General features: G+C 56.9%; 32 protein-coding genes. 17 read left to right on the top strand and 15 right to left on the bottom strand.

Annotation, left to right across the window (positions count from 1 at the left end; genetic code table 11):
• Positions 1 to 10: 10 nt before the first annotated feature.
• From ACR0JI_RS13355 to ACR0JI_RS13330, 6 genes are all read right to left on the bottom strand, one after another.
• On the bottom strand, positions 11 to 1,105 hold the full coding sequence (locus ACR0JI_RS13355) for a flagellar basal body P-ring protein FlgI (protein WP_480474732.1): 1,095 nt from the start codon (positions 1,103 to 1,105) through the stop codon (positions 11 to 13).
• A complete protein-coding gene (locus tag ACR0JI_RS13350; RefSeq protein ID WP_480474734.1) occupies positions 1,102 to 2,109 on the bottom strand; it encodes a flagellin in 1,008 nt (335 codons plus the stop codon). The genes ACR0JI_RS13355 and ACR0JI_RS13350 overlap by 4 nt, the downstream gene beginning before the upstream one ends.
• Before the next feature lie 2 nt (positions 2,110 to 2,111).
• A complete protein-coding gene (flgK, locus tag ACR0JI_RS13345; RefSeq protein WP_480494529.1) occupies positions 2,112 to 3,563 on the bottom strand; it encodes a flagellar hook-associated protein FlgK in 1,452 nt (483 codons plus the stop codon).
• 33 nt (positions 3,564 to 3,596) lie between these two features.
• On the bottom strand, positions 3,597 to 4,892 hold the full coding sequence (locus tag ACR0JI_RS13340; protein ID WP_480474739.1) for a flagellar hook protein FlgE: 1,296 nt from the start codon (positions 4,890 to 4,892) through the stop codon (positions 3,597 to 3,599).
• 91 nt (positions 4,893 to 4,983) lie between these two features.
• The gene (locus ACR0JI_RS13335; RefSeq protein WP_480494531.1) at positions 4,984 to 5,823 is read right to left on the bottom strand and encodes an OmpA/MotB family protein; all 840 of its coding nucleotides are present in this window, start codon (positions 5,821 to 5,823) and stop codon (positions 4,984 to 4,986) included.
• A gap of 88 nt (positions 5,824 to 5,911) precedes the next feature.
• The gene (locus ACR0JI_RS13330; protein WP_480494533.1) at positions 5,912 to 7,249 is read right to left on the bottom strand and encodes a FliI/YscN family ATPase; all 1,338 of its coding nucleotides are present in this window, start codon (positions 7,247 to 7,249) and stop codon (positions 5,912 to 5,914) included.
• An 87-nt stretch (positions 7,250 to 7,336) separates the two neighbouring features.
• Here ACR0JI_RS13330 and ACR0JI_RS13325 point away from each other — a divergent pair, with 87 nt between their 5' ends.
• The 9 genes from ACR0JI_RS13325 to ACR0JI_RS13285 are packed head-to-tail and all read left to right on the top strand — an operon-like array spanning position 7,337 to position 11,875.
• The gene (locus ACR0JI_RS13325; RefSeq protein WP_480474743.1) at positions 7,337 to 7,723 is read left to right on the top strand and encodes a FlgB family protein; all 387 of its coding nucleotides are present in this window, start codon (positions 7,337 to 7,339) and stop codon (positions 7,721 to 7,723) included.
• Positions 7,724 to 7,735: 12 nt separating this feature from the next.
• Positions 7,736 to 8,122, top strand: coding sequence for a flagellar basal body rod protein FlgC (gene flgC / locus ACR0JI_RS13320; RefSeq protein ID WP_480474745.1), 387 nt, complete (start codon positions 7,736 to 7,738; stop codon positions 8,120 to 8,122).
• 11 nt (positions 8,123 to 8,133) lie between these two features.
• Positions 8,134 to 8,424, top strand: a complete 291-nt coding sequence (gene fliE, locus ACR0JI_RS13315; protein ID WP_480474747.1) for a flagellar hook-basal body complex protein FliE — start codon at positions 8,134 to 8,136, stop codon at positions 8,422 to 8,424.
• 4 nt (positions 8,425 to 8,428) lie between these two features.
• The gene (locus tag ACR0JI_RS13310; protein ID WP_480474749.1) at positions 8,429 to 8,701 is read left to right on the top strand and encodes a flagellar biosynthetic protein FliQ; all 273 of its coding nucleotides are present in this window, start codon (positions 8,429 to 8,431) and stop codon (positions 8,699 to 8,701) included.
• Entirely contained in the window at positions 8,701 to 9,411 is a 711-nt protein-coding gene (locus tag ACR0JI_RS13305) for a flagellar hook-basal body complex protein (protein WP_480474751.1), read from the top strand. The genes ACR0JI_RS13310 and ACR0JI_RS13305 overlap by 1 nt, the downstream gene beginning before the upstream one ends.
• 21 nt (positions 9,412 to 9,432) lie before the next feature.
• On the top strand, positions 9,433 to 10,218 hold the full coding sequence (flgG, locus tag ACR0JI_RS13300) for a flagellar basal-body rod protein FlgG (RefSeq protein ID WP_480474753.1): 786 nt from the start codon (positions 9,433 to 9,435) through the stop codon (positions 10,216 to 10,218).
• Positions 10,218 to 10,634, top strand: a complete 417-nt coding sequence (gene flgA, locus ACR0JI_RS13295; protein WP_480474755.1) for a flagellar basal body P-ring formation chaperone FlgA — start codon at positions 10,218 to 10,220, stop codon at positions 10,632 to 10,634. The genes flgG and flgA overlap by 1 nt, the downstream gene beginning before the upstream one ends.
• A complete protein-coding gene (flgH, locus tag ACR0JI_RS13290) occupies positions 10,634 to 11,365 on the top strand; it encodes a flagellar basal body L-ring protein FlgH (RefSeq protein ID WP_480494536.1) in 732 nt (243 codons plus the stop codon). Before flgA ends, flgH begins: the two co-directional genes overlap by 1 nt.
• A 9-nt stretch (positions 11,366 to 11,374) precedes the next feature.
• Complete coding sequence (locus tag ACR0JI_RS13285; RefSeq protein ID WP_480494538.1) at positions 11,375 to 11,875, top strand: flagellar basal body-associated protein FliL; 501 nt, start codon at positions 11,375 to 11,377, stop codon at positions 11,873 to 11,875.
• A gap of 34 nt (positions 11,876 to 11,909) precedes the next feature.
• Here ACR0JI_RS13285 and ACR0JI_RS13280 read toward each other — a convergent pair whose 3' ends face one another.
• The 8 genes from ACR0JI_RS13280 to ACR0JI_RS13245 form a co-directional block, all read right to left on the bottom strand.
• Positions 11,910 to 12,293 (bottom strand): hypothetical protein, encoded by a 384-nt coding sequence (locus tag ACR0JI_RS13280; RefSeq protein WP_480494540.1) that lies wholly within the window; start codon positions 12,291 to 12,293, stop codon positions 11,910 to 11,912.
• The gene (locus tag ACR0JI_RS13275) at positions 12,290 to 13,378 is read right to left on the bottom strand and encodes an EscU/YscU/HrcU family type III secretion system export apparatus switch protein (RefSeq protein ID WP_480494542.1); all 1,089 of its coding nucleotides are present in this window, start codon (positions 13,376 to 13,378) and stop codon (positions 12,290 to 12,292) included. Before ACR0JI_RS13275 ends, ACR0JI_RS13280 begins: the two co-directional genes overlap by 4 nt.
• A complete protein-coding gene (locus tag ACR0JI_RS13270) occupies positions 13,375 to 14,148 on the bottom strand; it encodes a flagellar biosynthetic protein FliR (protein ID WP_480494544.1) in 774 nt (257 codons plus the stop codon). Before ACR0JI_RS13270 ends, ACR0JI_RS13275 begins: the two co-directional genes overlap by 4 nt.
• Positions 14,145 to 16,172, bottom strand: coding sequence for a flagellar biosynthesis protein FlhA (gene flhA, locus ACR0JI_RS13265; RefSeq protein ID WP_480476880.1), 2,028 nt, complete (start codon positions 16,170 to 16,172; stop codon positions 14,145 to 14,147). Before flhA ends, ACR0JI_RS13270 begins: the two co-directional genes overlap by 4 nt.
• Positions 16,173 to 16,241: 69 nt before the next feature.
• On the bottom strand, positions 16,242 to 16,940 hold the full coding sequence (locus tag ACR0JI_RS13260; protein ID WP_480494546.1) for a transglycosylase SLT domain-containing protein: 699 nt from the start codon (positions 16,938 to 16,940) through the stop codon (positions 16,242 to 16,244).
• Positions 16,941 to 17,012: 72 nt separating this feature from the next.
• Complete coding sequence (locus tag ACR0JI_RS13255; RefSeq protein WP_480474766.1) at positions 17,013 to 17,441, bottom strand: Lrp/AsnC family transcriptional regulator; 429 nt, start codon at positions 17,439 to 17,441, stop codon at positions 17,013 to 17,015.
• 52 nt (positions 17,442 to 17,493) lie between these two features.
• The gene (locus ACR0JI_RS13250) at positions 17,494 to 18,813 is read right to left on the bottom strand and encodes an MFS transporter (protein WP_480474767.1); all 1,320 of its coding nucleotides are present in this window, start codon (positions 18,811 to 18,813) and stop codon (positions 17,494 to 17,496) included.
• A 3-nt stretch (positions 18,814 to 18,816) separates the two neighbouring features.
• Complete coding sequence (locus ACR0JI_RS13245) at positions 18,817 to 19,074, bottom strand: metal-sensing transcriptional repressor (protein WP_480474768.1); 258 nt, start codon at positions 19,072 to 19,074, stop codon at positions 18,817 to 18,819.
• Positions 19,075 to 19,207: 133 nt separating this feature from the next.
• Here ACR0JI_RS13245 and ACR0JI_RS13240 point away from each other — a divergent pair, with 133 nt between their 5' ends.
• The 7 genes from ACR0JI_RS13240 to ACR0JI_RS13210 all read left to right on the top strand — a co-directional run bounded on the left by ACR0JI_RS13240 (position 19,208) and on the right by ACR0JI_RS13210 (position 23,989).
• Positions 19,208 to 19,822, top strand: coding sequence for a ribonuclease D (locus ACR0JI_RS13240; protein ID WP_480474769.1), 615 nt, complete (start codon positions 19,208 to 19,210; stop codon positions 19,820 to 19,822).
• Complete coding sequence (locus tag ACR0JI_RS13235; protein ID WP_480494548.1) at positions 19,819 to 20,787, top strand: KpsF/GutQ family sugar-phosphate isomerase; 969 nt, start codon at positions 19,819 to 19,821, stop codon at positions 20,785 to 20,787. Before ACR0JI_RS13240 ends, ACR0JI_RS13235 begins: the two co-directional genes overlap by 4 nt.
• Positions 20,788 to 20,798: 11 nt before the next feature.
• The gene (gene lptC, locus ACR0JI_RS13230) at positions 20,799 to 21,398 is read left to right on the top strand and encodes an LPS export ABC transporter periplasmic protein LptC (protein ID WP_267363092.1); all 600 of its coding nucleotides are present in this window, start codon (positions 20,799 to 20,801) and stop codon (positions 21,396 to 21,398) included.
• Between the two features lie 3 nt (positions 21,399 to 21,401).
• Complete coding sequence (locus tag ACR0JI_RS13225) at positions 21,402 to 21,893, top strand: LptA/OstA family protein (protein WP_480494550.1); 492 nt, start codon at positions 21,402 to 21,404, stop codon at positions 21,891 to 21,893.
• Complete coding sequence (lptB, locus tag ACR0JI_RS13220; protein ID WP_480474775.1) at positions 21,893 to 22,651, top strand: LPS export ABC transporter ATP-binding protein; 759 nt, start codon at positions 21,893 to 21,895, stop codon at positions 22,649 to 22,651. Before ACR0JI_RS13225 ends, lptB begins: the two co-directional genes overlap by 1 nt.
• Positions 22,652 to 22,903: 252 nt before the next feature.
• Positions 22,904 to 23,467 carry a ribosome hibernation-promoting factor, HPF/YfiA family gene (gene hpf, locus ACR0JI_RS13215; protein ID WP_480474777.1) on the top strand — a complete coding sequence of 188 codons (564 nt, stop codon included), beginning with the start codon at positions 22,904 to 22,906 and terminating at the stop codon, positions 23,465 to 23,467.
• Between the two features lie 57 nt (positions 23,468 to 23,524).
• Positions 23,525 to 23,989, top strand: a complete 465-nt coding sequence (locus ACR0JI_RS13210; protein WP_267363095.1) for a PTS sugar transporter subunit IIA — start codon at positions 23,525 to 23,527, stop codon at positions 23,987 to 23,989.
• Positions 23,990 to 24,042: 53 nt separating this feature from the next.
• On the opposite strand, the gene dalA is transcribed toward ACR0JI_RS13210, so the two are convergent.
• Entirely contained in the window at positions 24,043 to 24,558 is a 516-nt protein-coding gene (gene dalA, locus ACR0JI_RS13205) for a divisome-associated lipoprotein DalA (RefSeq protein ID WP_209507204.1), read from the bottom strand.
• Between the two features lie 169 nt (positions 24,559 to 24,727).
• Between dalA and ACR0JI_RS13200 the strand changes: the two genes are divergently transcribed.
• Positions 24,728 to 25,327, top strand: a complete 600-nt coding sequence (locus ACR0JI_RS13200; RefSeq protein ID WP_480494552.1) for a L,D-transpeptidase — start codon at positions 24,728 to 24,730, stop codon at positions 25,325 to 25,327.
• The last annotated feature ends 112 nt before the right edge of the window (positions 25,328 to 25,439 follow it).

The raw sequence follows: 25,439 nt of genomic DNA, 5'->3' as shown, positions 1-25,439 counted from the left end.
GAGATGCCGGCTACCTGACGACAAATTCTGCGTGCAAGGCACCCGCCGCCTTGATGGTTTTCAAGATGTCGATCATATCCTGGGGCGACACCCCCAGCGCGTTCAGGCCTGCGACAACCTCGGACAGGGTCGTAGCTTCGGGGATTTCGGCAAGGCCAGTTCCTTCTTCCTCTTCGATCCCCGCAATAGTGCGCGGCACGATTACTGTTTCGCCCTTGGCAAACGGGTTGGGTTGCACGGCAATCGGCGCTTCCTGAACTGTCAGGGTCAGATTACCCTGAGAGACAGCCACACGCGATATCCGGACTTCCTGCCCCATAACGATAGTGCCGGACCGCTGATCGACCACCACACGCGCTTTTGCTTCCGGCTCGACCAGAATATTCTCGATACGCCCGATGGCATGGGCCGTTGATACTGCCTGAGTTGCAGCAATGTTGAGCTCAACCGTGCCTGAATCGCGCATGATTGCCACAGCTCTGTTGAACTCGGTATTTATGGCGAATTCGATACGCGCGGCCGTGGTGAAATCGGGTTCTCTCAATGCCAGGCGCATTTGGGTCAGAGTTGACAAGTCGAACTCAATTTCACGCTCAACACGCGCGCCGGACGGGATCACACCCGAGGTTGGCACCCCGCGCACGACCGACGCGGCCTCTCCTTCAGCGGAAACGCCACCTGCAAGGATTGTGCCTTGTGCAACCGCATAGATTTGCCCGTCTGCTGCGTTAAGTGGGGTCATAACCAGCGTCCCACCCAATAGGCTGTTTGAATCGCCTATCGCCGAAACCGTTACATCGATTTGGCCGCCGACTCTGGCAAAAGGCGGCAGACTGGCTGTCACCAACACGGCTGCCACGTTCTTAGGCCGGAAATCCTCGCCCGTTACGTTGACACCCAAACGCTCCAAGATGTTGGACATGATCTCTTCGGTGAAAGGGGAGTTGCGCAATCCGTCACCGGTTCCGTTCAAACCGACAACCAGGCCATAACCCACAAGATCATTACCTCGGACACCGTCGAAATCGACGAGGTCCTTGAGGCGGATTGCCCCCGCCCAGGCCATACCGGGAAGAAGGATCAGAAGAAGTATCAGCGCCCTCATCTCAGGAAATTCACCAGCGAAAGGTTCGCATTGCGAACGGTTACCGAATAGAGGCTTTCCAACTGAAACTGCACCGTTTGCAATTTCGCCGCTGTTTCATAAGGATCTGCTGCGATCAGCACGTTCCGGCTGAATTCCAGACTGGTTCGGGCCATCGAATTTCGCGTGGCGGCCTGTTCGATGCGGGCCTCGGCGCTGCCGACCTGGGCCTGCAGGTTTACTGTGGCATCCTGTGCGTTGGCCAGATCGACGCCCAGCTGTGTGAACAATGCAGTGCGCTGATCGGAAGAAAGAGCCAAAGTATTGTCTGTGGCTATTGCTGCTACGGCAACATCCCTCAGGGCTGCCTTGAATGCTGGGTCGGTTGCCGTGAGTGGCAGCGTAACGCTTTCATTTTCCGAGATCTGCATAGGAGAGAGCGTGGTGTTCGCACCCTGATAAATCATGGCGTCAAACCCGGCAGGGCTATTGAACCATGTATCGGCAGCCAGGCGTATGTCGGAGACGGTCATGGCCCCCGTCAGTTGTGTCTTCAACGCAGCCAACAGCGTGTCAGTCGATGGCAGTGGCGAGACATCCGTGGCTGTACCCGAAAACAGACTGCGTCCACCAACCCGCGTGTTCAATGCCGATACCATCGTGTCGAGCTCATTCCTGGCATGATCTGACGCCTGTGCATGATTTACAGGCTGATTGGCCGTCCCGTAGGCCAACAGAGACGCGGTTATTTCGCCAACCGAATCTCCAAATGTCTTCAGGCTCAACTGCATGGCATCCGTGAACAGGGCCATTTCGGCTGTGGCGATGCCAAAGGCGTCGAGTCTGGCAAGCGAACGGTCCAAATCCAGGATCTGAGAGTAATCTCCGCCAAGCCGGTCAGATATGTCCTGCACTTTGCCGGTGGACATCTCGTAAGAGAGGGTTTCAATCTGTGTTTTGATTTCAGTGGCGCGAGTGCGAAGGGTCATACCGCGCGCCAGATCGCCGATGGCAGTCAAGTTCATGCTCATAACCTCAGAAGCGTTTCCATAAGCTCATCGACAACCGAGATGACACGTGCGTTTGCTGCGTATGTCTGTTCGATCTGCATGAGGCGCTGTAGTTCCTGATCCGTATCGACGCCCTGTTCGGCCTCAATCTGTGACATTTGTTGTTGGCTGTTGCTGGCAAATGCCTTCCGCCGCTCCGCGGCTTGAGATTGCGCCCCGGCTTTCGATATAAGCGCCTCGGTCAACTCGGCGGCGCGCATGTTTCCAGTGCCAAACAGCCCGCCAGGTACGGTGCGCGCATCATTCAGAATGGCACCGAAAGCACGCAGTTGCGACGCTTGTCCGGGATCGCCCGGTGTTGCGGCACCCAGCCCGGCGCGGAGCTTCCAGCTGTCGCCGCCGTTGTCGGGGTCTGCAACCGAATTCAGCGAAATGCGCGATGACAGCCCGACAATGGTTATCGGGTCGAACCGATTTCCGTTGTCCGTGAACAAACCGGGATCTGTCGCAAGTGCCGTGGGATCCAAGCCCGGCGTTTCAAATCGTTCGATAAGATCGCGGGCAACGGTGTCAAGCTGCAACTGTGCCTCAACCGCCAATTCATCACGGACCGAAAACTGCGCTGCCAATGCGCCACCGCGGACTTGCGCAGTGTCCCCGCTGGTGCGCACCGGATTGCCGTTCATTGACAATCCGGACAGCAGACCATTTGCAACCGTCATGTGGGGTTTCGTTTCACCGGTCGTGGAAAAGGTGAACTCGGACGCCTTACCCTCCAAAAGTATCAACCCGCCGTCTGAATAGAGGGATACCTGATCGTTGGCGCGTGGCACAACGTTGACCGGGATCAGGGTATTGACCTGATCGATCAGGACTTGCCGTTGATCCAGCAAGGCCCCGATATCTCCGCCGGAATTCTGAATGGCCGGAATCTTTGCGTTCAAAATTTCGATGTCTTTCAGAACCAGGTTCAGGCTTTCGATCTGAGCGCCTATCTTGCGGTCCGCGTCCGAGCGTGCCTGTCGCACACCTTCGGAAGCCGCATTCAGCTCTGCCGCAAGATCGCTCGCCGCGCGCGCCACTTGATCAAGTCTTTCGATCGAGTCGGGGAGACTGGCTGCGGTGATGAAGTTGTTTTCCAAGGCAGACATACGGCTGGCAAGGGATGGCGTGCCGTCTGCTGTTCCCACAAGGTTTTCGAACCGTGAACGGAAATCTGAGATGGCGGATTGAAAGGCAAGCTCGGCGTCTGACGATCGTCTGTTGGCCGTCAGAACCGGATCCTGATGCCGGATCACCCCAACCGTACGCACGCCATTGCCAGATATGGGGCTTGTCGCCAGTTCAAGGGACCTGCGCGCATAGCCCGGTGTCAGGGCATTCGCGATATTCCCCGACACCACAGCGGCCCCGCGACTGGCCGCTGTCAGCCCGCCCAATGCGTTATTGAGTGCTGTCGACATATTCATGAGGCCGCTCCTTTCCTTTGGTCAGTGCCTGGATCAGCGCTTCAAGTTGGTCGTTTCCTGAAGCATCTCGTCCACCGTCTGGATCACCGTGGCGCTGGATGAATAGGCGCGCTGTGTCTGGATCAGTGATGTCAGCTCGGTTGCCACATCCGTGGTGGATTCCTCGCGCGCGAAAGAAACGATATCTCCGGTTGGACCTTCGCCCGCGTTCCACAGAAAGAACGTGCCGCTTTCGCGGGATGGCGCGTAGGTTTGACTGTCCAGTGCCGTCAGGCCGTTGGGATTGGGAACATCGGCCAGCGGGATCTGGAACATTCGGCGGCTGACACCGGTATCGTAGAATGCATAGACATAGCCACTTTCATCGACCTGAACGCTGGTCATCGTACCAACGGCAGAGCCATCCCGCGTGATTGAAACCGGAGCGAATGTATCGGATAGCTGAGTAATGCCATCGGCATCGCCGATCAGCCCGATATTGACCTCCATCGGGCCGCCAGCGACGTTGACCATGACACTGCCGGTTGCCGGATCGTAAGCGCCGCCGGATACAGGAGTGACGCTGGCCAGAGTGCCCCCGGCTGTTCGGTTGTCGGTAAAGGTCAAAGTATATTCCCCGATAACCGCGCCGCCAGATGCCGAGTCGCGTAGAACCATGGTCCATTCATTGCTGCTGCCGGTTGCCGGAACGGTCGGGATCAGTTGGATATCAATACTTTCGGATTTTCCGAGATTGTCGAAATACTCGACCGACAAAGGCTGTGTGTCACCTGGCGCACCCGCATCTGTTGCCGTTGCGGGAAGGTTCATACGCAGGTTCATCTTTGTCGTCGGGGCACCGGACAACTGATTGACGCTCAACTGAATTGGTTCAAGCGCGGCGGGCGTGTCGCGTGGAACGGGCGGGATGGACCCGTCTGCCGCAGCACGCCATCCCAATAGAACAAGGCCGGATTCGGTCACCAGATATCCTTCGTCATTGGTCCGGAAGGAACCTGTGGTCGTCAGCAACATCTCGTTGGAATTTGAGCCGACCTGCGAGCTGGATCGCACCGGCAACATGCCGCGTCCGCGCACTGCCAAATCGGTAGAGTTGCTGGTGGTCACCAGTGATCCGCGCTGGTCAATCATGCGCTGGCTGGTCGTGCGCACGCCCCCTGCCGAATAACTGCCACCCTGACCAGACGTGACCATCGAATGAAAGTCAGTTTCCACCCGTTTGTATCCGTAGGTAGAAGAGTTTGCGATATTGTCGGAAATCGTGGCCAGCCTGTTGGCGTTGGCCTTCAACGCTGCCACACCGGCATTCAGCGAAGAGGAAATGGTCATTGGCGCGCCCTTCTGTTGCGTCAAGCTTCGATGCAACAGGTAACGCGCTGCCCCTTAACAGCGCGCTAACAGGTAAAATGCGTTCTATCCTTTAGGGTCGACGCAGAAATATCACTTCGATTCGGTTGTTCCGAACTGCCATCGGATTGTCGGTGAAGAGTTTTCTGTCAGCATGACCTGTGATGCGATCCATACGGCTTGCCGCCACGCCTTTGTCCTGTAACAGCTGGCGGACTGATTGCGCCCGGGCAGTGGACAGATCCCAGGCGGTATTACGAACCTGCACAACAGGAGATGCGCTGACATGGCCTGTGACTGCAATCGGGTTGGTCACCAGATCCGAAGAACGCGCTATGATCAAAGCAAGCGCCCGCATGATCCCGGTTGGTTTCTCGGAACCGGATTCGAACAATGGCTGGGTATCCGTATCGAATAGCTCAACGACGAATCCTTCGTCGGTGACGCGTGTCACGATATGCCTGAGAAGCTTATCTGACACCTCGCTTTCACCGGTTCGCCCCAAAAGCTGAGCTTCAAGCGTCGAGAAGTCTTCGGTGTCACCTTTGCCACCACCGTTGGCGTTCACACCGGTTGATCCGCGCGCCTGACGGGATTCAGTTGCGTGTTTGGTGCTGGCCCCGGCACCATCCCGCAGCAACGTCTTTTCCGACAACATACTGTCGCCGCCAAAGGCACCGTCTCCGCCGCCGGATTCGGGGCTCAGAGGGATTGTCGGGGCGAAGTAATCCGCCAATCCTTTGCGTTGCTGTTCAGTTGTCGCGTTCAGCAGCCACATCAACATGAAGAAGGCCATCATGGCCGTGACAAAGTCGGCATATGCAACTTTCCACGCCCCGCCGTGGTGACCATCACCACCCGATACACGCTTCTTCTTGATGATGATTGGCGCCGCATTGGTCTGCGCACCCATCTCCACCACCTATATAATCACCCGACTATCTGCCTAGCAGAGCAGGTCTTAAGGTGGCCTTAATACTTAAAACTGTTCAGAGTTCCGCCTAGCGTGGCAAGCTGATTGATGCACGGCGCAGTATCAATGACAGGCGATCAAAACTGTTTTCGATTCCCTCAGACTCTGGTTTGGCAAAAAAGGCGTCCAGTTCCTCATGGATGCGAACAGCCTGATCCAGCAGCGGGTCAGACCCTTCGGCATACAGCCCGGCCTTGATCATCACTTCGGACTGCTCGTAACTGCCCACGAGTTTTCGGGTTTCGGTGATCATCTGGTTCTCGGCCTCGGATGCGGCTCCTGGCAGGCTCCGCGACACTGATCTGCTGACGTCAATGGCCGGGAAACGTCCCCGTTCGGCGATGTTACGGCTCAGCACAATGTGCCCGTCCAAAACGCCGCGCAGAATGTCAGCGATGGGTTCATCCATGTCCGAACCGGCCACCAAAACGCTGAACACTGCGGTAATATCCCCCTGTTCCTGCGTTCCGGGGCCTGCGCGTTCGCAAAGACTGGCGATCAGGGGTGTGACTGAGGGTGGATATCCCCGCAAAGACGGCGATTCCCCCATAGAAACAGCAATTTCACGATGCGCTTCGGCAAAGCGGGTCACAGAATCAGCCAAAAAAAGAACGTTCAGCCCCAGATCCCGCAGATACTCAGCCATCGACATGGCCGACCAGGCGCACCGCCTGCGCGCCAACGCCGACTGGTCAGAGGTGGCAGCCACCACGATCGTGCGTTTCATGGCTTCGGGGCCAATGGCCTGCGCGACAAATTCATTCACCTCGCGTCCGCGTTCGCCAATAAGCGCGACTACGACGACATCGGCCTGCATGGACCTAGCCAGTGTGGAAAGCAGGGTCGATTTTCCGACACCCGACCCGGCGAACAACCCCACCCGCTGACCGCGCACGACGGGCAACACAGTGTTGAGAACCGACAAACCGGTGCCCATCCTCTGCCCCAACGGTTTGCGCGCCACGGCTGGTGGAGGGGCCTGTATGATATCGCGTGTCTGCGGGCCGCTCAGCAACGGCTTTCCATCCAAGGGTCTGCCAAAGGGGTCGATTACTCGTCCAAGCCAGTGCAATCCTGGTGCAAAATCCGGTGATGGGTCAAGGTAGACGCGATCCCCCAGGCTAACGCCGTCGGGCGCCGCATTGGGAAGCATTTTGATATGGCCAGCACTGACATGAAGCACCTCGCCCGCAAGATCGGACCCGACGCGCCGCCGCAATGTCAGCAAATCCCCGACCCGGGCATGCGTGTTCAATCCACCGATCTCGATCAGACCCTGTGCGACGCCGGTGACCAGCCCCACGTGACGGACTGCGGTCATCCTGTCGAGCTCGTGTTTCAGAAGTACCGGGTCGAGATCAGACATCGTGGGGTCTCCAACTGAGTTCTGAAAACGGTTTCTAAAGGAATCGGGGTTAAGCCTTGATTGAAATTGATCGAGGGAGAAGCCCCGATGTTCTATGACCTGAACGTCTTTAAGACAGCGTACGCAATGGCAACCCATGCAGGGCAACGGCAGGCGATCATTGCGCGAAACATGGCCAATGCGGATACGCCGGGCTATCAACCGCGCGATATCGAGGCCTTTCAGAAAGCTTTCGAAACCACCGGGCATGACGTGACCATGGAAGCCACGCGGCCGGGCCATCTGCACGGCAGTATGGGTGCGCAAAACTGGGCTGAGGTTGAAGCTGTCCCATCAGGCGATCCCAATGGCAATGGCGTGTCGCTTGAGGAAGAGATGCTGAAATCGGTCGATGTCAAACGACAACATGACCGAGCGCTGGCGATTTACAAATCCTCGATGGACGTTCTGCGCACCAGTTTGGGTCGCGGATAAGGGGCGGCAGGTATGAGCGATTTTTCCCATTCCCTTGCTGCGTCAGCCAGTGCCCTGCGCGCGCAATCCGCACGGTTGCGGCATGTGTCCGAAAACATCTCGAACGCAGACACGCCCGGCTATCGGCGCAAGACTGTACCCTTTGAAACCGTGCAGAAGAACGGTGGGGACATGGTACAGGCCGGCCTCGTGACGCTTGATCAGCGTTCGCTGAGCCGCATCTACGACCCCGGTCATCCGTTGGCAGATGAAAGTGGTCACTACCAAGGCTCCAACGTCGATTTGATGATTGAAATCGCGGACGCCCGGGAAGCCCAGCGCAGTTATGAGGCCAATCTAAAGATGTTTGATCAGACGCGGCAGATGTCGTCGTCGCTGATGGAATTGCTCAGAAAATAAGGACAACCAGAATGGATATCCGATCACTCAACGCCGCGCAGAATTATGCCGGCGCACGCTCTGCCACACAGGCCGATCCCGATCATAGCGGGGCGGCACAAGGATTGAGGGCGACCTTTCAGGACTTTGCAACCACGCTGAGACACAGCGAACAGATATCTCAGTCTGCGATGATCGGTCAGGCTGATCCCCATGCACTTGTTCAGGCGCTGGCCCAGACTGAACTGGCGGTAGAAACCGCGGTGATCGTCCGCAACAAAGTGGTCGAAGCCTATCAGGAAATCCTAAGAATGCCGGTCTGACCCGATGCTCAGCGAAGGGCTTTTTTATGACATCGTTCGTCAGGCGTTGTGGGTTGCGGTCATCACATCCGTCCCGATCCTTGCCGTGGCGCTGGTTTCTGGCCTGATTGTCGGTCTGTTCCAGGCGCTGACCTCGATTCAAGAGATGACCCTGACTTTCGTTCCCAAATTGATCGCCATTGTCGTCGTGTTCTGGATTTCGATGGGGTTCATGACTCAGACCCTTGTTGCGTTTTTTACCGGAACGCTTGTTCCCTTGATTGCAGGAGGCCGCTGATGGACACGGCTTACGTCACCCTGTCCCGCCAGTCCGGGCTGATGAATGAAATGCGGCTGGTGGCGAATAACATCGCAAACGCCAACACGACCGGATATCGCCAGCAAGGGCTGGTGTTTTCGGAATACGTGCGGGACATGCCGAACAATCCGTCCCTCTCCATGAGCCGGGCAGAGGCGCGTAACACATCGTTGCAACAAGGCGTTCTTACGGAAACCGGAGGGCAGTTTGATTTCGCCCTCGAAGGGGACGGGTTTTTCATGGTTGAAACCCCGGATGGTAACCGTTTGACGCGCGCGGGCAGCTTCTCGCCAAACGCCGAAGGCGATCTGGTTGCGATGGATGGCGCACGCGTTCTGGATGCCAACGGTGCCCCTGTCTTTATCCCGCCCGATGCAGCTTCGATTGATGTCGGCAGTGATGGAACGTTGAGTGTCAACGGCCAGTTTCTGGGCCAGTTGGGCGTTTTCAATGTTACTGATCCGCAGGAGCTGGTCCGCGAAGGAAATACGCGGTTTCGTGCCAACGGTGCGATAGACCCGGTTGATGAACCCGTTGTTTTGCATCGCTTTCTCGAAGGTTCAAACGTCAATGCCATTCAGCAGGTGACCCGCTTGGTGGAAATCCAGCGCGCGTATGAGCTGGGGCAAAGTTTTCTTGACAGCGAAGACGAACGCGTGCGCGGGGCGCTCAAGGCGCTGATGCGCTGAACGGTATAAGGAGAGTTTGACATGCGAGCCCTGAAAATTGCCGCCACCGGAATGACCGCGCAACAGATGCGGGTCGAGACGATTTCGAACAACCTGGCAAACATGAACACCACCGGCTACAACGCCCGCCGGGCCGAATTTGCCGATTTGCATTATCAACAGATGGCGCGCGCCGGAACTGTAAACGCCTCGGACGGAACAGTATTGCCAACGGGTATTCAACTTGGTCTTGGCGTGCGGCCCGCAGCTGTTACCGTGCAACTGGAACAAGGTGCTTTGTCAGCCACCGGCAGTGATCTGGATGTGGCGATCGAGGGGCGCGGATATCTGGAAGTCACGCTGCCCAGCGGTCAGTCCGCGTATACACGTGACGGCAGCCTCAAGCGGTCGGCAGAGGGTCTGATTGTCACCTCCGACGGTTATGCGGTTTCGCCGGAACTCACCGTTCCCGACGACGCAAGGTCAATTTCAATCAATGCCGCGGGCGAGGTCTACGCATATTTCGACGACTCTCCCGAGGGGCAGTTGCTGGGTGAGTTTGTCCTTGCCAGCTTTTCGAACGCCAAGGGGCTGGAAGCCATTGGCGGCAATCTGTTCAAGGAGACCGAGGCATCTGGTGCCCCGGTGCTGGGAACTCCGGGAAGTGATGGGTTGGGCACATTGCGGCAGGGTTATCTAGAAGACAGCTCAGTCGATGCAGTGCGCGAGGTAACCGAACTTATCGAGGCGCAGCGCGGCTATGAGATGAATGCCAAAGTCATCTCGGCAGTGGATCAAATGATGAGCGCGACAACGCAGGTGCGATGATGCGAGGACTCGGCATATACTTGGCACTACTGGCTCCAATTGCAGCGCAGGCTGACATTGTGGTTCCAACACGCACGATCCGGGCCAAGGAAATCATTTCCGCAGCGGATTTGAGAACAAGCCCGACGGATGTCCCCGGCGCAGTGGCTGACCCTGATTTTCTGATCGGGCAAGAGGCGCGGGTGGCACTTTATCCAGGCCGGCCGATCCGAATCACTGATGCAAGACCCCCCGCCATCGTTGACCGCAACGATCTGGTCGTCCTGATATTCGACCGCCAAGCCTTGTCGATAACTGCGGAAGGCCGCGCCTTGGGACGCGGTGCTGCCGGGGACCGCATCCGGGTCATGAACCTGTCGTCCAGAACAACAGTAACCGGCCAAATCCGCGCGGATGGTCAAGTCGAGGTTAAGTGATGACCGGACTGTCGAAAATTCTTCTACTTATAGCTTTGTCTTTGGCCGCGTGTGGCCGTCTGGATCATCTTGGCAAGCCGCCGAGTTTTACACCAAGCGAAGAGTCTCCCGAGCAGGTTGCCATGCTGTGGCCGGGTCTGCCCTTGCACACGCAACCACAACGCACTGTTGACCGCTCATCTCTATGGAGCGGAGGGCAGCAATCGTTGCTGGGCGACCAGCGGGCGATCAAGAAAGGTGACATACTGACAGTGGTCATCGAGCTGGATGAAAAAGCTGAGATATCAAACAACACCAGACGGTCCAGGTCAGGCTCGGAAAACCTTGAGGTTCCTGGCCTCTTTGGCTTGCCCCAGCGCGTACAAAAGCACCTACCAGACGGGGCATCGCTGGATGATGCTGTGTCAATCGAAGCGGATTCCTCAAGCTCCGGGCGGGGATCTGTGAGGCGAAACGAGAAACTGACGCTACGTGTCGCCGCGACGGTCCTAGATGTTCTGCCGAACGGGGTTCTTTCGATTTCCGGCTCGCAGGAACTGCGGGTCAATTTTGAGCTGCGCGAGCTTTTGGTGGCCGGGTATGTGCGTCCTCAGGATATCTCGCGTCAAAACGAAGTTACCTACGACAAGATCGCCTCGGCGCGAGTGTCTTATGGTGGAAGAGGTCAGATTACGGATGTTCAGCAACCCCGATACGGCCAGCAAGTTCTTGACTCACTCTTGCCGTTCTGAGGTGCGACCGTGATTGCAAAATTGGTTCCAGTCGTTTTCCTGATTGTCGGCCTGGGTGCGGGTGTCGGTGCCGGGCTGTTTCTGTCACCTTCGGGCAAGCCCGACAAAACAGCCGCCGAAAAAGAAGTGGCAAAAGCAGAGAAGGCCGGTCACGAGAAGTCTGAAAAGTCCAAGGAAAAAAAGCCAGCTTATGGGTATCTAAAGTTGACCAAACATTTTGTCGTTCCGGTGGTTGGGGATGACGAAATCGAAGCGATGGTCACTTTGTCCCTCAGCCTTGAGGCGAACACAGCAATTGAAGAAACTTTTTATTCCATTGAGCCCAAGCTGCGGGATGGCTTTCTTCAGGTTCTGTTTGATCACGCAAATACCGGGGGATTTGATGGGACTTTCACAGAATCCCGAAATCTGGATGTCTTGCGTAAGTCCCTGTTGGAAGTGGCAAAAAAAGAACTGGGTGAAGATGTTTCAAAAGTGCTGATCATGAGCGTGAACCGTCAAGATACCTGACGAAGGTCGCTTCACGGCGCGGATCCGGCCAGCATTAACGGGTTTGCTTTCGCACGACGGCCTGCCGATGGCTTTTCAGCTGCTGCTCCCGCAGGGTTGCGACGGCTTGTTTGCGGCCAAATGCAATTCTGAGCGCTTCCAGACCGGCAAGTTTCTGAGCGCGTGTTTGGGCAAGTCGCATATTCAACGTGCGGCGCGTGGCAGATTCCCAGCCATTCCAAAGAATGTCGGCCCCCGATATCTGATATCCTTCGATTAACCCGCTGGCTTTGCGCATCTGGTCAAGCTGAAGATCCAGTTTCGCCAATTGGTGCTGAATCCTGGCCTCGGCCTCGAGGATCGGGCGGAGTGTCTGAAATTGCTTCTGGAAAGCGACGTCGGCTATTTTTTCCAGCCCGCTTAACTGAGTGTCCTTCAACGGATCTGCTCCCTTGAACGTTTCCGCATCGCTTCGGCGAACCTGATTGCAGCGGCAACAGGGCGATAATGTTCTTCGGCGATCTCCTGCCCGATGTCGACAGTTGCGTGAAGCGCACGCGCCGTCGGAGGATCCGAGCGGATCGGAACGCCGGCCTGAGCCGCAGCAGAACGGATTGAAGCGGCTACTGCATCCACACCCTTGGCGACACAAACAGGTGCGCTGCCAGTAGCCCTGGACCACTTCAGTGCAACGGCAAAATGGGTGGGGTTAACGATAACAACATCCGCGCCCGGAACATCTGCCATCATCTGGCTGGAGGCGATCTCCTGCGCACGTTGACGGCGGTGTTGCTTTACATACGGGTCGCCTTCGGCGTCCTTAGTTTCATCCTGGATCTCTTTGCGCGACATGCGGTTCTTGCGCATGTGCTCGGCGTATTGCCACAGAAAGTCGATAACGCCGATGCCCAGGGCGATGGCTACCACAATGAACAGGAAGCGAAACAACAGGTTCATCATCAGCAGTATGGATGACTTTGCCGGGGCCGCGCTGGCAGACAGAATTTCAACCAAGTTCGATTTGATGAAAAGTGCGAGGCACAGGCTGTAAATCACCAGTTTGGTTGTACTCTTGGCAAACTCGAACAAACCACCGCGCCCGAATTTGTTTTTGGCATTCGAAACAAGGGATATCCGCGAAAGCCTTGGCTTCAGTTTGCTGGGGGCGAATACCAGTGAGCGCTGGGCAATCAGGTTTAACAGAACGGCCACCGCGGGCAGGCAGAAAAGCACGGCAATGGGTGGCAATGCGCCGCTCAGAATTCCGGCAACCGTCGCTGTTGCAGGCCCGGTGTTCAGAAGGTTCGCAATCTGGTCGGATTGGTCTATCAGGACCATGAACAGATTCCCCAGCTGCGTGACGGGGTACTGCCCTGCTGCCAACAATGCGACCAGCAGCCCGGTATATGCCGCAACAACCGACAAGTCGTTGGACTTGGGAACCTCACCCTTTTCACGGGCTTTCTGAAGCTTTTGTGGCGTCGGCTCGTATGACTTGTCGCTGTCGTCATCGGCACCGCTCATCGCTGGCCTCCGATCGGGTTCATGAAGAAGGCAATCAGCGCGTCAGACCAAACAGAGACGATCAATGGTGCGCCCGGAAACAGCAGAAACAGCCCGGCAAATGTTATTGCTGGCGCGCCCACAAAGGCGACCATCAATTGCGGCATGGCCCGGTTGATAACCCCAAGTGCAAGATTGTAGATCAACGAGGCGATAACGAATGGCGTTGCCAGCGAGAAGGCCAAACCAAAGCTGCGTGAGATTTGTTGCACACCCCAATGGGACAAGTCTGCCGAGCTTGGTGCCAACCCCATGGGGAATAAAGCATAACTCTGGATCAGGAATTGCGCGGCCCGAACGTGCAAGCCCATGATGACGGCAAGCGTTATCCCCGCGATCGTCAGCAGATATCCCATCGCCGGAACAGGATCAGCGGCCGCTGCACCCAGCAATTGCGACAATGACGTGGATTGCGCGGCAATGGATCCGGCGGTTTGCAGCGCCAAAACAAACAGCCGCAACCCTGTTCCAAGCGCCAGTCCAATCAGGATTTCTGTCCCAACCAACCGTCCCAGCGTCCTGAGGCTGGGAGACAGGTCGAAAGGTTGGGTTGCCGGAAAAATGATCAGGGTAAAGGCGACGGAAATCCCCAGTTTCATCCGTGTTGGAATGCTGCGCTCGCCGAAAGCGGGCAGCAGTGAAACCAAAGCAGAGACGCGCAGAAACACCGCAAAGACCTGCCAGAGCGGTTCGGCCAGCTGCGTCAACAACTCTGGCGGCAAAGCGATCACGCGGGAACAGTTCCTACCAGCGCGGGTTTGGCTTCCAATCCGATCTCCTCAAAAGAAAGAACCGGGTTTGAAATGCCGCGCGCATACATGATCGTACGCAACAATCGGCGTCGCCGGGTCGAGGTCACGACTGCAGGAAACAGACCGTTATCAGCAGATCTGGCGATACTGCTGACCATGCCGTCGGCCAGCTTGTTAAACAGGTTCGGCGGCAGTGCGACATCCAACCCGGCGCTGGGCGCGTCGACCTGATAGGTGGTGAACGTTTCCTCCCATTCGGGAGCCAGTTGGATAAGCGGGATTGAACCGTCTTCGCGCTTCATGTCTGCGACCAGCTGAAATCCGAGACGCTGGCGCACCAATTCGCAAATGGTTTCGGGTTGGGTGGTTGTCAGCCGTGCCTGGGCCACACTTTCAAGGATCAGGGCCATGTTCCGGATCGAAACCCGTTCCTCCAAAAGTAGTCGTAGAACGGCGTGCAATGTGTCGATCGGAACTTTGTCGGGGATCAATTCATCCAGAAGCTTGCGGTTTGCCTCAGCCCGTACCGGGTCGCTCAGGCGGGTCATTTCGGTCAAGAGGCGGCGCAGGGATTTCAAGGTCAGCAGGCGTGAAAAGTTTTGTTTGATAATTTCAAGCAGATGCGTTGCCAGGATCTCGGGCGGTGAGACTATGGTGGCCCCGTTCAACGCCGCGTCCTCCTGATGTTTGGGCAGGATCCAACGGGCAGGCGCGCCGTAAACCGGCTCTGTCACGTCGTTGCCTTCGGGCAACAGATCGAACCCGTCCTGAACCAGAGCCAGAACCAGATCGGGGTTCAGAACGCCGCGCGCCTGTTCGACCCCCTGAACCTTGATCACATAGGTTCCGGTTGGCAGGTCGGCTCGATCAGTCAGACGAATTTCGGGCAGGATCAATCCGAAGGTGGACGCCACGTAGGTGCGCATATTGGCGATGCGGGCATCCAACCCGGTCCCGGGATTCAGCACCAGACTTACCAGATCAGGTGCGAATTCAAGGTGCACGTCATCCAGATCCAGAATATCACCAATAGCCTGCGAGAAAGGCACCTCGGTTTCGGTCGCCTGCGAATGCAATGACGGGTCCGTTTCTTTCTGCTTTTTCCGAATTCTGTAGGCCGCATATCCAAGCACAGCTGCACCGAGGATGAACGGCAGGAAAGGCAGGCCGGGCACCAGCGCAAACAGGACCATCAGAACTGCCACGGTAGACAGCGCCGCCGGATGCCGCCCGAGTTGGGAGAAAATGGCATTGTCAGTGGCACCCTGTGTTCCGCCGCGCGCCAGCAGCAATGCAGAGGCAATCGAGATGATAACAGCGGGGATCTGCGAGACCAGACCATCACCGACGGTCAGGATTGCATATGTCTCGAACGCCGAAGACACCGGCATTCCGTGCACGATCACCCCCATGACCAAACCCATAACAAGGTTCAAAAGAGTGATCAGAAGACCGGCAACGGCATCACCTTTGACAAATTTCGACGCACCGTCGAGCGAGCCGAAGAACGTTGTCTCCTGCTGTTCGCGTTCCCGCCGATCCTTGGCTTGCTGATGGTCGATGGCCCCGGCTGACATGTCGCTGTCGATGGCAAGTTGCTTGCCCGGCATCCCGTCCAAGGCAAAGCGCGCACCGACCTCGGCCATACGGGCGGCCCCTTTGGTGATGACCATGAAATTCACGATCAGCAGCACGCCGAATACAACAAGACCCAGAAAGATGCTGCCGCCCATGACGAAATTGGCGAACCCTTCGATCACGTCACCCGCTGCGTTGGGTCCGGTATGCCCCTGACCGATGATCAGTTTGGTTGACGAGACGTTCAACGACAGGCGCAACATCAGCGATGCCAAAAGAATCGTTGGGAAGGATGAGAAATCCAACGGACGCTCGATGAACAGCGTCAGCGTGAAAATCAGGATGGCAAGCGCGAAAGAGGCGGCTAGCCCGACGTCCAGCACCCAGGCGGGCATGGGCAGGATCATCATGACGATGACGGTCATCAGCGCCACTGCCAACAGGACAGTAGGTGAAAACAGGGGCCGGATGTCAAACTGGGGCACGCAGGTATCCTAATTGAAAGGGATGAATGCAGTTGTTGTGCTATTGGTCGGGACCAGAGAGCCCAGGGCAGTGGTGGCGGGTGTGGCCACTAGCATCGCAATCAAGGGCGCTGCGGCCCTTGTGAATGGATCGAGTGACTTACCAGAAAACCCGTACGAGGACGGGTTGTCCAACTGGGCCATCACTGTCTGGAACCGACCACGATAAGCCTTGGCCAGAGCATTCGTGCGGGAATGGTAGGCCCCGGCCGCAGCCGACCACGAACCAAGCTCGAAATAAAGGTCTTTCAGGAAGCGGGCAGCATAGGTCGCATTTTCATCCGGATCGAACATCGAATCGATCGAGCGGAAGGCATTGCCATGCCATCGATAATTGACCTGAAAACACCCGACGTCAAAGCTACGAGAGCCCGCTTTGAAAATATCGAAAACATAGGCCTTGGCCTCGGCCTCGGACTTGAACCAATACCCCTGGCCTTCGACATTTATAGTCCAGGGCCAGGGCTGCAACATTCCGCCAACTGTTCGCCCGGTTTCAACGCGTGTTATGGCGCGCAGTACATCCAGCGGAACATCTTCGGACAGTGATGCACGGCGCGCGGCCTGATCACAAAGCCCGCCTGTTGGCACATTGTGCATGGCGGTACCCGCCTGCGCCAACAGCACATGCAGTATCATGAAAGCAATCGGTATTCTGTGAATTGGCATTCTGCCGGTCCGGGATTCTGGTGTTCCCGGCCAAGCTAGACACCGATCGGTTTACAGAGGGTTATCGCGGCCTCAATTTCGGTCGATCCTGCGCCCGAAAACAACGCTTGTATTGGTGCGCAGGACGCCAGGGATCTTCGCCAGATCGTCCACCAGAATGTCCAGATCCTCCAGCCTCGGGGCATCTGCGGTCAGCATCAGATCGAATTCGCCATTGATCGACAGGCACAGTTTGACCTCGGGATAGGCCTCGAGCCGTTTAAGGATTCGGTTGGTTTCCTTCTGCTGCACTTCCAGCATAACGATGACCTGCACTTTAGGCGTGTCTTCCGTGGACCCAAGGCGCACGGTGTATCCCGTGATTACGCCGCGATGTTCCAGCCGACTGATCCGTTCATGCACAGTCGTGCGGGCCACACCCAGCGAGGCCGCGATCTGCGTGGTCGAGGCACGTGCATTGGCTTGCAGGGCGGCGATAATACGACGGTCAAGCTGGTCCATTGGGGCTCCGGTTTGCGGCAAGTCCGGGTTTAGATCAGATTGACGCCCTTTCTCAAGGCTCACGCGGCATGCGTGGGTGCAGATCATCGATAATGATCGGGTGCGCGTGCGGGCCTACCCCGGCCAGATGCGGATGATCGGTCGGCAGATCGGGGTGATTGTGAACAACCGGTTCCTGATCGTCACGCGGCCAAAGGCTGACTGCTACAATCACACCCGTCATGGACAGAATAGACATACTGCCGAGCGCGACAGTCGGTCCATAGACGGTCATTATCCACCCAGCCAGCGGATAAAGCACCAACCAGCAGCCATGCGACAGAGTAAACTGTGCAGCAAAGACAGCGGGGCGGTCTTCAGGATGGGCCGAACGGGTCAACAAACGACCCGAAGGCGTAAGGGTTGTAGAATACCCAAAGCCGGTAAAGGCCCAAAAAACGGCAAGGACACCCAGCGTAAGCGGGATCGTCGCGGTCAGAACCGAGGCGACGGCCATAGCGCCCGACGCAAGAATGGCTCCGGACAGCATAACCTTGCGATCCTCGATCCGATCCAGCAGGCGGGGCAGAGTGAACGCCGCAAGCATCGACCCGCCCCCAAATCCGGCCAGTGCAATGGCCACGGCGCTTTCGGACAGGCCAAGCGTGGCCCGCACGATGACCACTGTGTTGACGATCACCATCGAACTCAGCGCTGCCGCGCTCCAATTGAGTGCAAGCAGCCCACGCAGCCGGGGCGTTTTCAGGTAGATGCGAATTCCGCGTGTAGTGCGGTCATAGATTCCGCGTGGTTTGCTGGGCTTGGGCGAGGGCAGGGCGACCGAGACAACCAGAAATGCCGAGGCAACAAACCCCAGCGCTGTGCCCCAGAACAGGCTGTTGAAGCTGACCAGCAACAGAAGTGCCGCGGCAAACATCGGGCTCAGCAGGCTTTCCATGTCGTAGGCCAGACGTGACAGAGACAAAGCGCGGGTATACTCGTTTTCATCTGGTAAGACGTCCGGGATCGTCGCCTGAAAGGCGGGCGTGAACCCGGCCGAGGCGGATTGGAGCACGAAGATCAGCACATAGATTTGCCAGACCTCGGTCACGAAAGGCAGGCATACGGCGACTGCGGCGCGGATCAGGTCCAGAAAAACCAGCATTTTCCGACGGTCCAGCCGTTCGGCAAAAGCGGCGGCCAGGGGGGCCACGGTGACATAGGCCACCATCTTGATTGTCAGCGCGGTGCCCAGCACAAGGCCAGCAGCGTCTCCGGCCAGATCAAAGGCCAGCAGCCCAAGCGCGACTGTGGCCAGCCCGGTTCCGGTCAGGGCGACGATTTGGGCGGCAAACAGGTGGCGGTAGGTCCGGTTTTTTAGAATGCTCAGCATGGTTCAGAGGTATTTCGTGATGGCTTTAAAATCCTCGATCCCGCCGCTATCGCCATCAGAAGACAGGCAATGGTCGATGTGATCATGGATCAAGGCGCGCTTGGCGTTGGTGACCGCTTTTTCAACGGCAAACAGCTGTTGGGCGATGTCTGAACAGGGCGCCTGACCTTCAAGCATGGCAATGACCTTTGCCAGATGCCCGTGGGCCCGTTTCAGCCTTGCCGTGATATGCGGATGCGACTCGCGGGGTAAATTTGTCATGATGTATCCCTATCCCCCCCATGAGGATATTGTCAATCCTGTTGCGGGGATCTGCCCGTGACTTTTGGACGGCGTTGAGTTTATGGACCAAACCGCCTATCTCGGAGGCGATATCGCACAAAGGAATAATCGGGTGGCGAACCATTTGTACAAAAACGACCTGCCGGACGGGTTGGATCTGGGCCCCGTTGTGGCCATTGACTGTGAAACCATGGGTCTGAACCCACATCGTGACCGCTTGTGTGTGATTCAGATGTCGGGTGGAGACGGCAACAGCCATATCGTGCAGGTGGAAAAAGGCCAGACAGAGGCGCCGAACCTATGTGCCATGCTGGAAAACCCTGACGTACTGAAGCTGTTCCATTTCGGGCGCTTCGACATCGCCGCCCTGTACCATACCTTTGGTGCTCTGGCCGCGCCGGTCTATTGCACCAAGATCGCCAGCCGCCTGGTGCGGACCTATACCGACCGGCACGGGCTCAAGAACCTGTGTCAGGAACTCATCGGTGTCGATATTTCCAAACAGCAACAGATGAGCGACTGGGGCGCAGTCTCACTTACAGACGCTCAATTGGATTATGCTGCGTCAGACGTACTCTATCTGCATCAGCTGCGCGATGCGCTAAACATTCGTCTGGTTCGCGAGGACCGGACTGAAATGGCGCAGGCCTGTTTTGACTTCCTGCCGATGCGTGCGAAACTGGACCTCGCCGGTTGGCCCGAAACGGATATCTTTGCGCACTCATGACCGATACCGAAGCATTCCTGAAAACCGCCCGTCAGGTGGTGACTGACGAAGCCCGCGCGCTGGACGTACTTGCCGACAGTCTGGACGCGCATTTTGCTGAAGCCGTGCAGCTGATCCTTCAGGCCACCGGGCGCATCATAATCAGCGGCATCGGCAAGTCAGGCCACATAGGTCACAAGATTGCGGCCACGCTGGCCAGCACCGGAACGCCTGCCTATTTCGTGCATCCGGCCGAGGCCAGCCATGGTGATCTTGGCATGGTCTCCAAGGGTGATGTGGTTCTGGCGATTTCGAATTCGGGCGAGGCACCGGAACTTGCCAATCTGCTGGCCTTTACGCGCCGCTTTGGCATTCCGCTGATTGGATTGTCCAGCAAACCTGACAGCACATTGATGAAACAGGCCGACGTACATCTTCTGATCCCGTCGATGGGCGAGGCCTGCGGTTTTGGTATGGTGCCGTCGATCTCCACAACGCTGACCCTTGCCATGGGGGATGCACTGGCGATTGCCCTCATGAAATACCGCGATTTCCGGCCCGAGGATTTCCGTGCCTTCCATCCCGGTGGCAAACTGGGTGCTCGGCTGAGCACAGTACAGGATCTGATGCATGTCGGAGAGGCCCTGCCTCTGGTTGCGGCACATACTCCGATGAGCGATGCGCTGATCGAAATCAGCCAGAAGGGGTTTGGTGTTGCTGGCGTAACAGACCCGCAGGGTCAATTGGCAGGGATCATTACAGACGGTGACTTGCGGCGCCACATGGATGGGCTGCTGAACAAAACGACCGAGCAGGTCATGACCCCCAACCCCACAACCATATCCCCGGGTGCGTTGGCGGAAGAAGCGGTAGCAATCATGAATGACCGTAAGATCACCTCGCTCTTCGTGGTTGACGAGGCGACATCAGGTCAGGCTTTGGGGCTGCTTCACATCCACGATTGCCTGCGCGTCGGTCTGGGCTGAGGGAGGCTGAAGTGGACAGATATTCCCGCATGGTGCAGTTCCTGAAGGTGCTGTTGCCGCTTGCGGCTATTGTGATGTTGTCCACGGTATTCCTGCTGTCCCGCAGCATCGAAACAAACGTTTCCGTGCCTTTCGCGCAGAAAGACATTGATGAGAGACTGGCACAACAGGTGGTAACGCGGCCGGATTACCGCGGAACGACCCGCAAGGGAGAGACCGTGCATATCGAGGCGGTGCAAGCCACGCAGGGCACCGAGGCGTCGGTTCCGACCGCGTCCGAGTTTCGCGGCCGATTTGGGCTGCTCAATGGCGGCACAATTACGCTGGATTCGAATTCCGGCCTGATCCGTCCGGATAGTGGAACAGCTACCTTTGTTGGTGACGTGGTCATCACCACGGCGGATGGGCTCAAGGTTACGACGGATCTGCTCAATACCTCGTTGGACGAAGTCCGGGGCGATACGCCGGGGCAGGTGAACGGAACCGGTCCGATCGGTAACTTTTCTGCGGGGCGTATGACCTTTGGCACTGAAAAAACGGACGGGCCAGTCCATATTGTTTTTACAGATGGTGTGAAGCTGGTATACGAGCCTGAAAAAGCAGAAAGATAACTTGTGTTCGATTTTCGATTTGTTCCTTTGTGCCTCGCGTTGATCGCGGGCGCCGCGCCCGTGATTGCGCAGGAGGCGCAGGTGGCTTTTGGGTCCGCGAATGCCGATCCGAGCCTGCCGGTCGAGGTGACATCGGAAACCCTGAACGTCAATCAAGAGGACGGATCGGCCGAGTTCATTGGGAACGTTATCGTCGTGCAGGGTGACATGCGCCTGACAGCCGAACGTGTGCTGGTTATCTACAATCAGGAACGCTCGGCGATCGAGCGAATGGAAGCGACCGAGAATGTGGTTCTGGTCAGCCCGCCGGATGCAGCGGAAGGCGACTGGGCTGAATACAAGATCGGTTCGGGTGAGATTGTCATGAAGGGCAATGTCCTGCTGACACAGGGCCCCAGCATCATCAGTGGCGATCAGATGAACGCCAACCTGACTACGGGCACTGCGACCATGACCGGGCGGGTCAAAACGATCTTGCAGCAGGGAAACAACTGATGGCGCGTCCCGACCTGAAACTGACCGAGGGCAGTTCCGGGCTGCGCATCGAAAAACTGCGGAAGTCCTACAAAAAAAAGACGGTGATCCGCGATGTCTCGATGACGTTGGGCCGGTCCGAAGTGGTAGCGCTGCTGGGGCCGAACGGGTCAGGTAAGACCACAACGTTTTATTCAGTTGCGGGACTTGTATTCCCCGAGGCGGGAAAAGTCACGATAGACGGCCAGAATGTGACTACTTTGCCGATGTACCGGCGGGCGCGGATGGGGATCGGCTATCTACCGCAGGAGATGTCGATCTTTCGCGGCATGAGCGTCGAGGACAACATTGCTGCCGTTCTGGATATCACGGTCTCTCATGCGCATAAGCGCAAAGAGCGTTTGGAAGAGCTGCTGTCGGACTTCTCGATCGAACACTTGCGCCGGGCCCCGGCATTAGCGTTGTCAGGCGGCGAGCGCCGCCGGGTCGAGATCGCGCGCTGTTTGGCCGCAGACCCCAAATACCTGCTGCTGGATGAACCGTTTGCAGGCGTTGACCCGATCAGTGTCGGGGATATTCGCCATCTGGTCGCGGATCTGAAAAAACGCGGTATTGGTGTGCTGATCACCGATCACAACGTCAGGGAAACGCTGGAAATTGTCGACCGGGCCTATATCCTGCATGACGGTCAGGTTTTGATGTCCGGCACACCTGATGAGGTTGTCGAAAACGAGAATGTGCGCCGCGTCTATCTGGGCGAGAATTTCCGCATTTCATAATCTTGCGCGGAGTTGTGCCAATTGCATGGCGGAAATCGCGTATATACACATCTGTTTTGATTGACTCTTCCCTCGTCTCTTGCCTCAATTGGCTTATGGCATTTACCCGGCTCCAGTCTGGATCTCGATGTCCCTTCTTCGAAGGGCTGGAAACAAGGCAACCGCGGAAAATGTCTCGACCCCCCACCCGATAAAAACAAGCTCGTCGCGTTTCGCGGCGTCAGAATGGGTGTGAATTGTGAAGGAGATCACATGCGTTACCAAATCAGCGGAAAACAGATCGACATCGGTGCGGCGTTACAGACACACGTGCAGACCGAACTGAATGAGGTCGTGGGCAAATATGCGCAGCGGCCTACGGATGCAAACGTCGTCTTTTCCCGTTCGGCGCATGAATATGTATGCGAGACAACAGTGCACCTGTCCACTGGCCTGACGGCTCAGGCCAAAGCCCATGCAACCGAGATCTACGCGGCATTTGAGGCATGCTGTGATAAAATGGAAAAACAGTTGCGTCGTTACAAGCGTCGCCTGAAGGACCACCACAAGGATCGGGTCGAACCGGTTGAACTCTTTGGGGCGTCCTCTTATATCCTCGCTTCTAACGAATCGGAGTCGGCCGATGAACCCGAATCGCTTCAGCCAATGATTGTGGCCGAGATGGAAACAAAAATCCCATCTTTGAGCGTCGGAGAGGCCGTTATGCAAATGGAACTTGCCGGTGCGCCAGTACTGGTGTTCAGAAATGAAAACAAGGACGGATTGAATGTCGTTTATCGTCGCGATGACGGTAATATCGGCTGGATTGATCCGTAACAGGCAAGGATACGGGGCCGCGCCCGCTGATGCGGGTGCGTGCCATGGAGCGTGATCATGGAGCTTTCGAGCATACTGAAGCCCGAAGCGGTGCGTGTTTTGTCCGCGGCTTCCAGCAAGAAGCGGCTGTTTCAGGAAATCGGTGACGTCGCCGCGGCGACGCTGGGTATCGATCCTCAGGAAGCGGTTGATTTCCTGCTGGAGCGGGAAAGCCTTGGACCGACCGGTGTCGGCCATGGTGTGGCGTTGCCACATGCGCGCCTGCCCGATCTTGATTCGGTTTCAGGTGTTTTTGTCATGCTTGAGAAGCCGATCGATTTCGGTTCGGTTGATCGCCAGCCTGTGGACATTGCCTTCGCGTTGTTTGCACCGGAAGAGGCGGGCGTTGATCACCTCAAAGCTCTGGCACTGGTGTCTCGCACATTGCGGGATACTTCGGTTTGCACCAAGCTCCGGGCGAACCCTGATCCGGTAAAGCTCTATGCGATCCTGACTGAGGCGCAGTCTATGCAAGCCGCCTGATTAACAAAAAAGCCCCCGAAAACCGGGGGCTTTTTTCTTTCCGTTTGGCCGGATCAGCCGCCGGTTCCCATTTCCAGCGTCCACCAGATTTTACCACCGCCTTCCTGATGCCAGGCGAATCCCATTTGGGTGGCTTTGGCGTCCATTATGACAGCCCTCGGTCCGGGTTCCTGCATCCAGGCGGCAAGCGTTTCAGTCTCGGTCTCATAAGTTTCGGAAATGGCTTCCCCCAGAAACGTGCCGAAATAGCCAACACGCGCTGCCCGGTCGATCGGTGATGAACCGTCTGAACCAAAGTGCCAGGGCCGGTTCTGCCGCGACATATCCTTCGAATGAGTCGCCGCCGCTGCGTTCAGCTGTGCGTTCAGCTGTACGGGCTGCAATCCCTGGGCCTGACGCAAGGCATTGACCGAATCTAGCATGCGGAACTGCAGCTTTTCCGGATTGCCGCGGATCTTATATACGGTCGGCAATGGGCGACCATCAGACCCCAGGGTGGTTGAGCCAGTGTTGGTACATGCCGCAAGCGCGACAAAGCAAATCAACAGTAAAGAAACGATGCGCGTCATGTTCGACCTGATTATTGTATCACAACAGGGCATAGCGTGCCTGCTTGTTCTGAGCAAACGCGCAATGGCCACAACTTGCGTGATTCTGCCGGTTTGGTTTGCGACTGAAGCATTCTGGCCATAGAATGCCTCTGATTTCAGACTTCACCAAAACACAGGACCCGTTGTCATGGTCAAAAAGCGCATTCTTTCGCCTACCCGCAGGGGATTTCTAGCAGGGGCTATCGCCACTCTGGCGACACCTGCACTGGCGCAATATATCCCAGGCGACCCGCTACGTCCCGCGCCCGAGAGCGAACCAGCGGTTCGCCGCAACGTATCCGGGTTCCGGGCATTGGATTGGCAACCGTATTTCTCGAACACCAGAAATGGCGCCATATTGGTCGATACCGTCTCAAGAGCGCTGCATTATTGGTCGGATGATCAATCGGTGTACAAATTGTACCCGTCGTCGGTTCCGCTGACCGAAGACCTTACCCGGCGCGGGCGCACCAGTGTGATCCGCAAGGTCGAAGGCCCGAGCTGGTCTCCGACGCCGTCGATGAAAAAGCGAAATCCGGAATGGCCGGACTATATTCCTCCGGGTCCTGATAACCCATTGGGAACGCACGCTTTATATCTGAGCTGGAAGTATTATCGCATTCACGGCACCCATGATACGCGTAAAATTGGTCGCAGATCGTCGAATGGATGTATCGGCCTTTTCAACGAAGACATCGCCGAGCTGTTTTCGATGGCAAAGGTTGGCACGCAAGTGTTGCTAATATGACGACATTTTCATGTGCGAAGCCGCTTACAGGTCAAGTTGCAATTGCATTCCCGCTCTAATGCTGATTAGAAAAAACTACGAGGTAAGTCTTAGATGTGCGGCTCCGGATATT

The organism is Ruegeria sp. N10 (assembly GCF_056531545.1).
The sequence above is the reverse complement of the archived record's forward strand: the minus strand, read 5'-3'. Positions and strand labels throughout refer to the sequence as shown.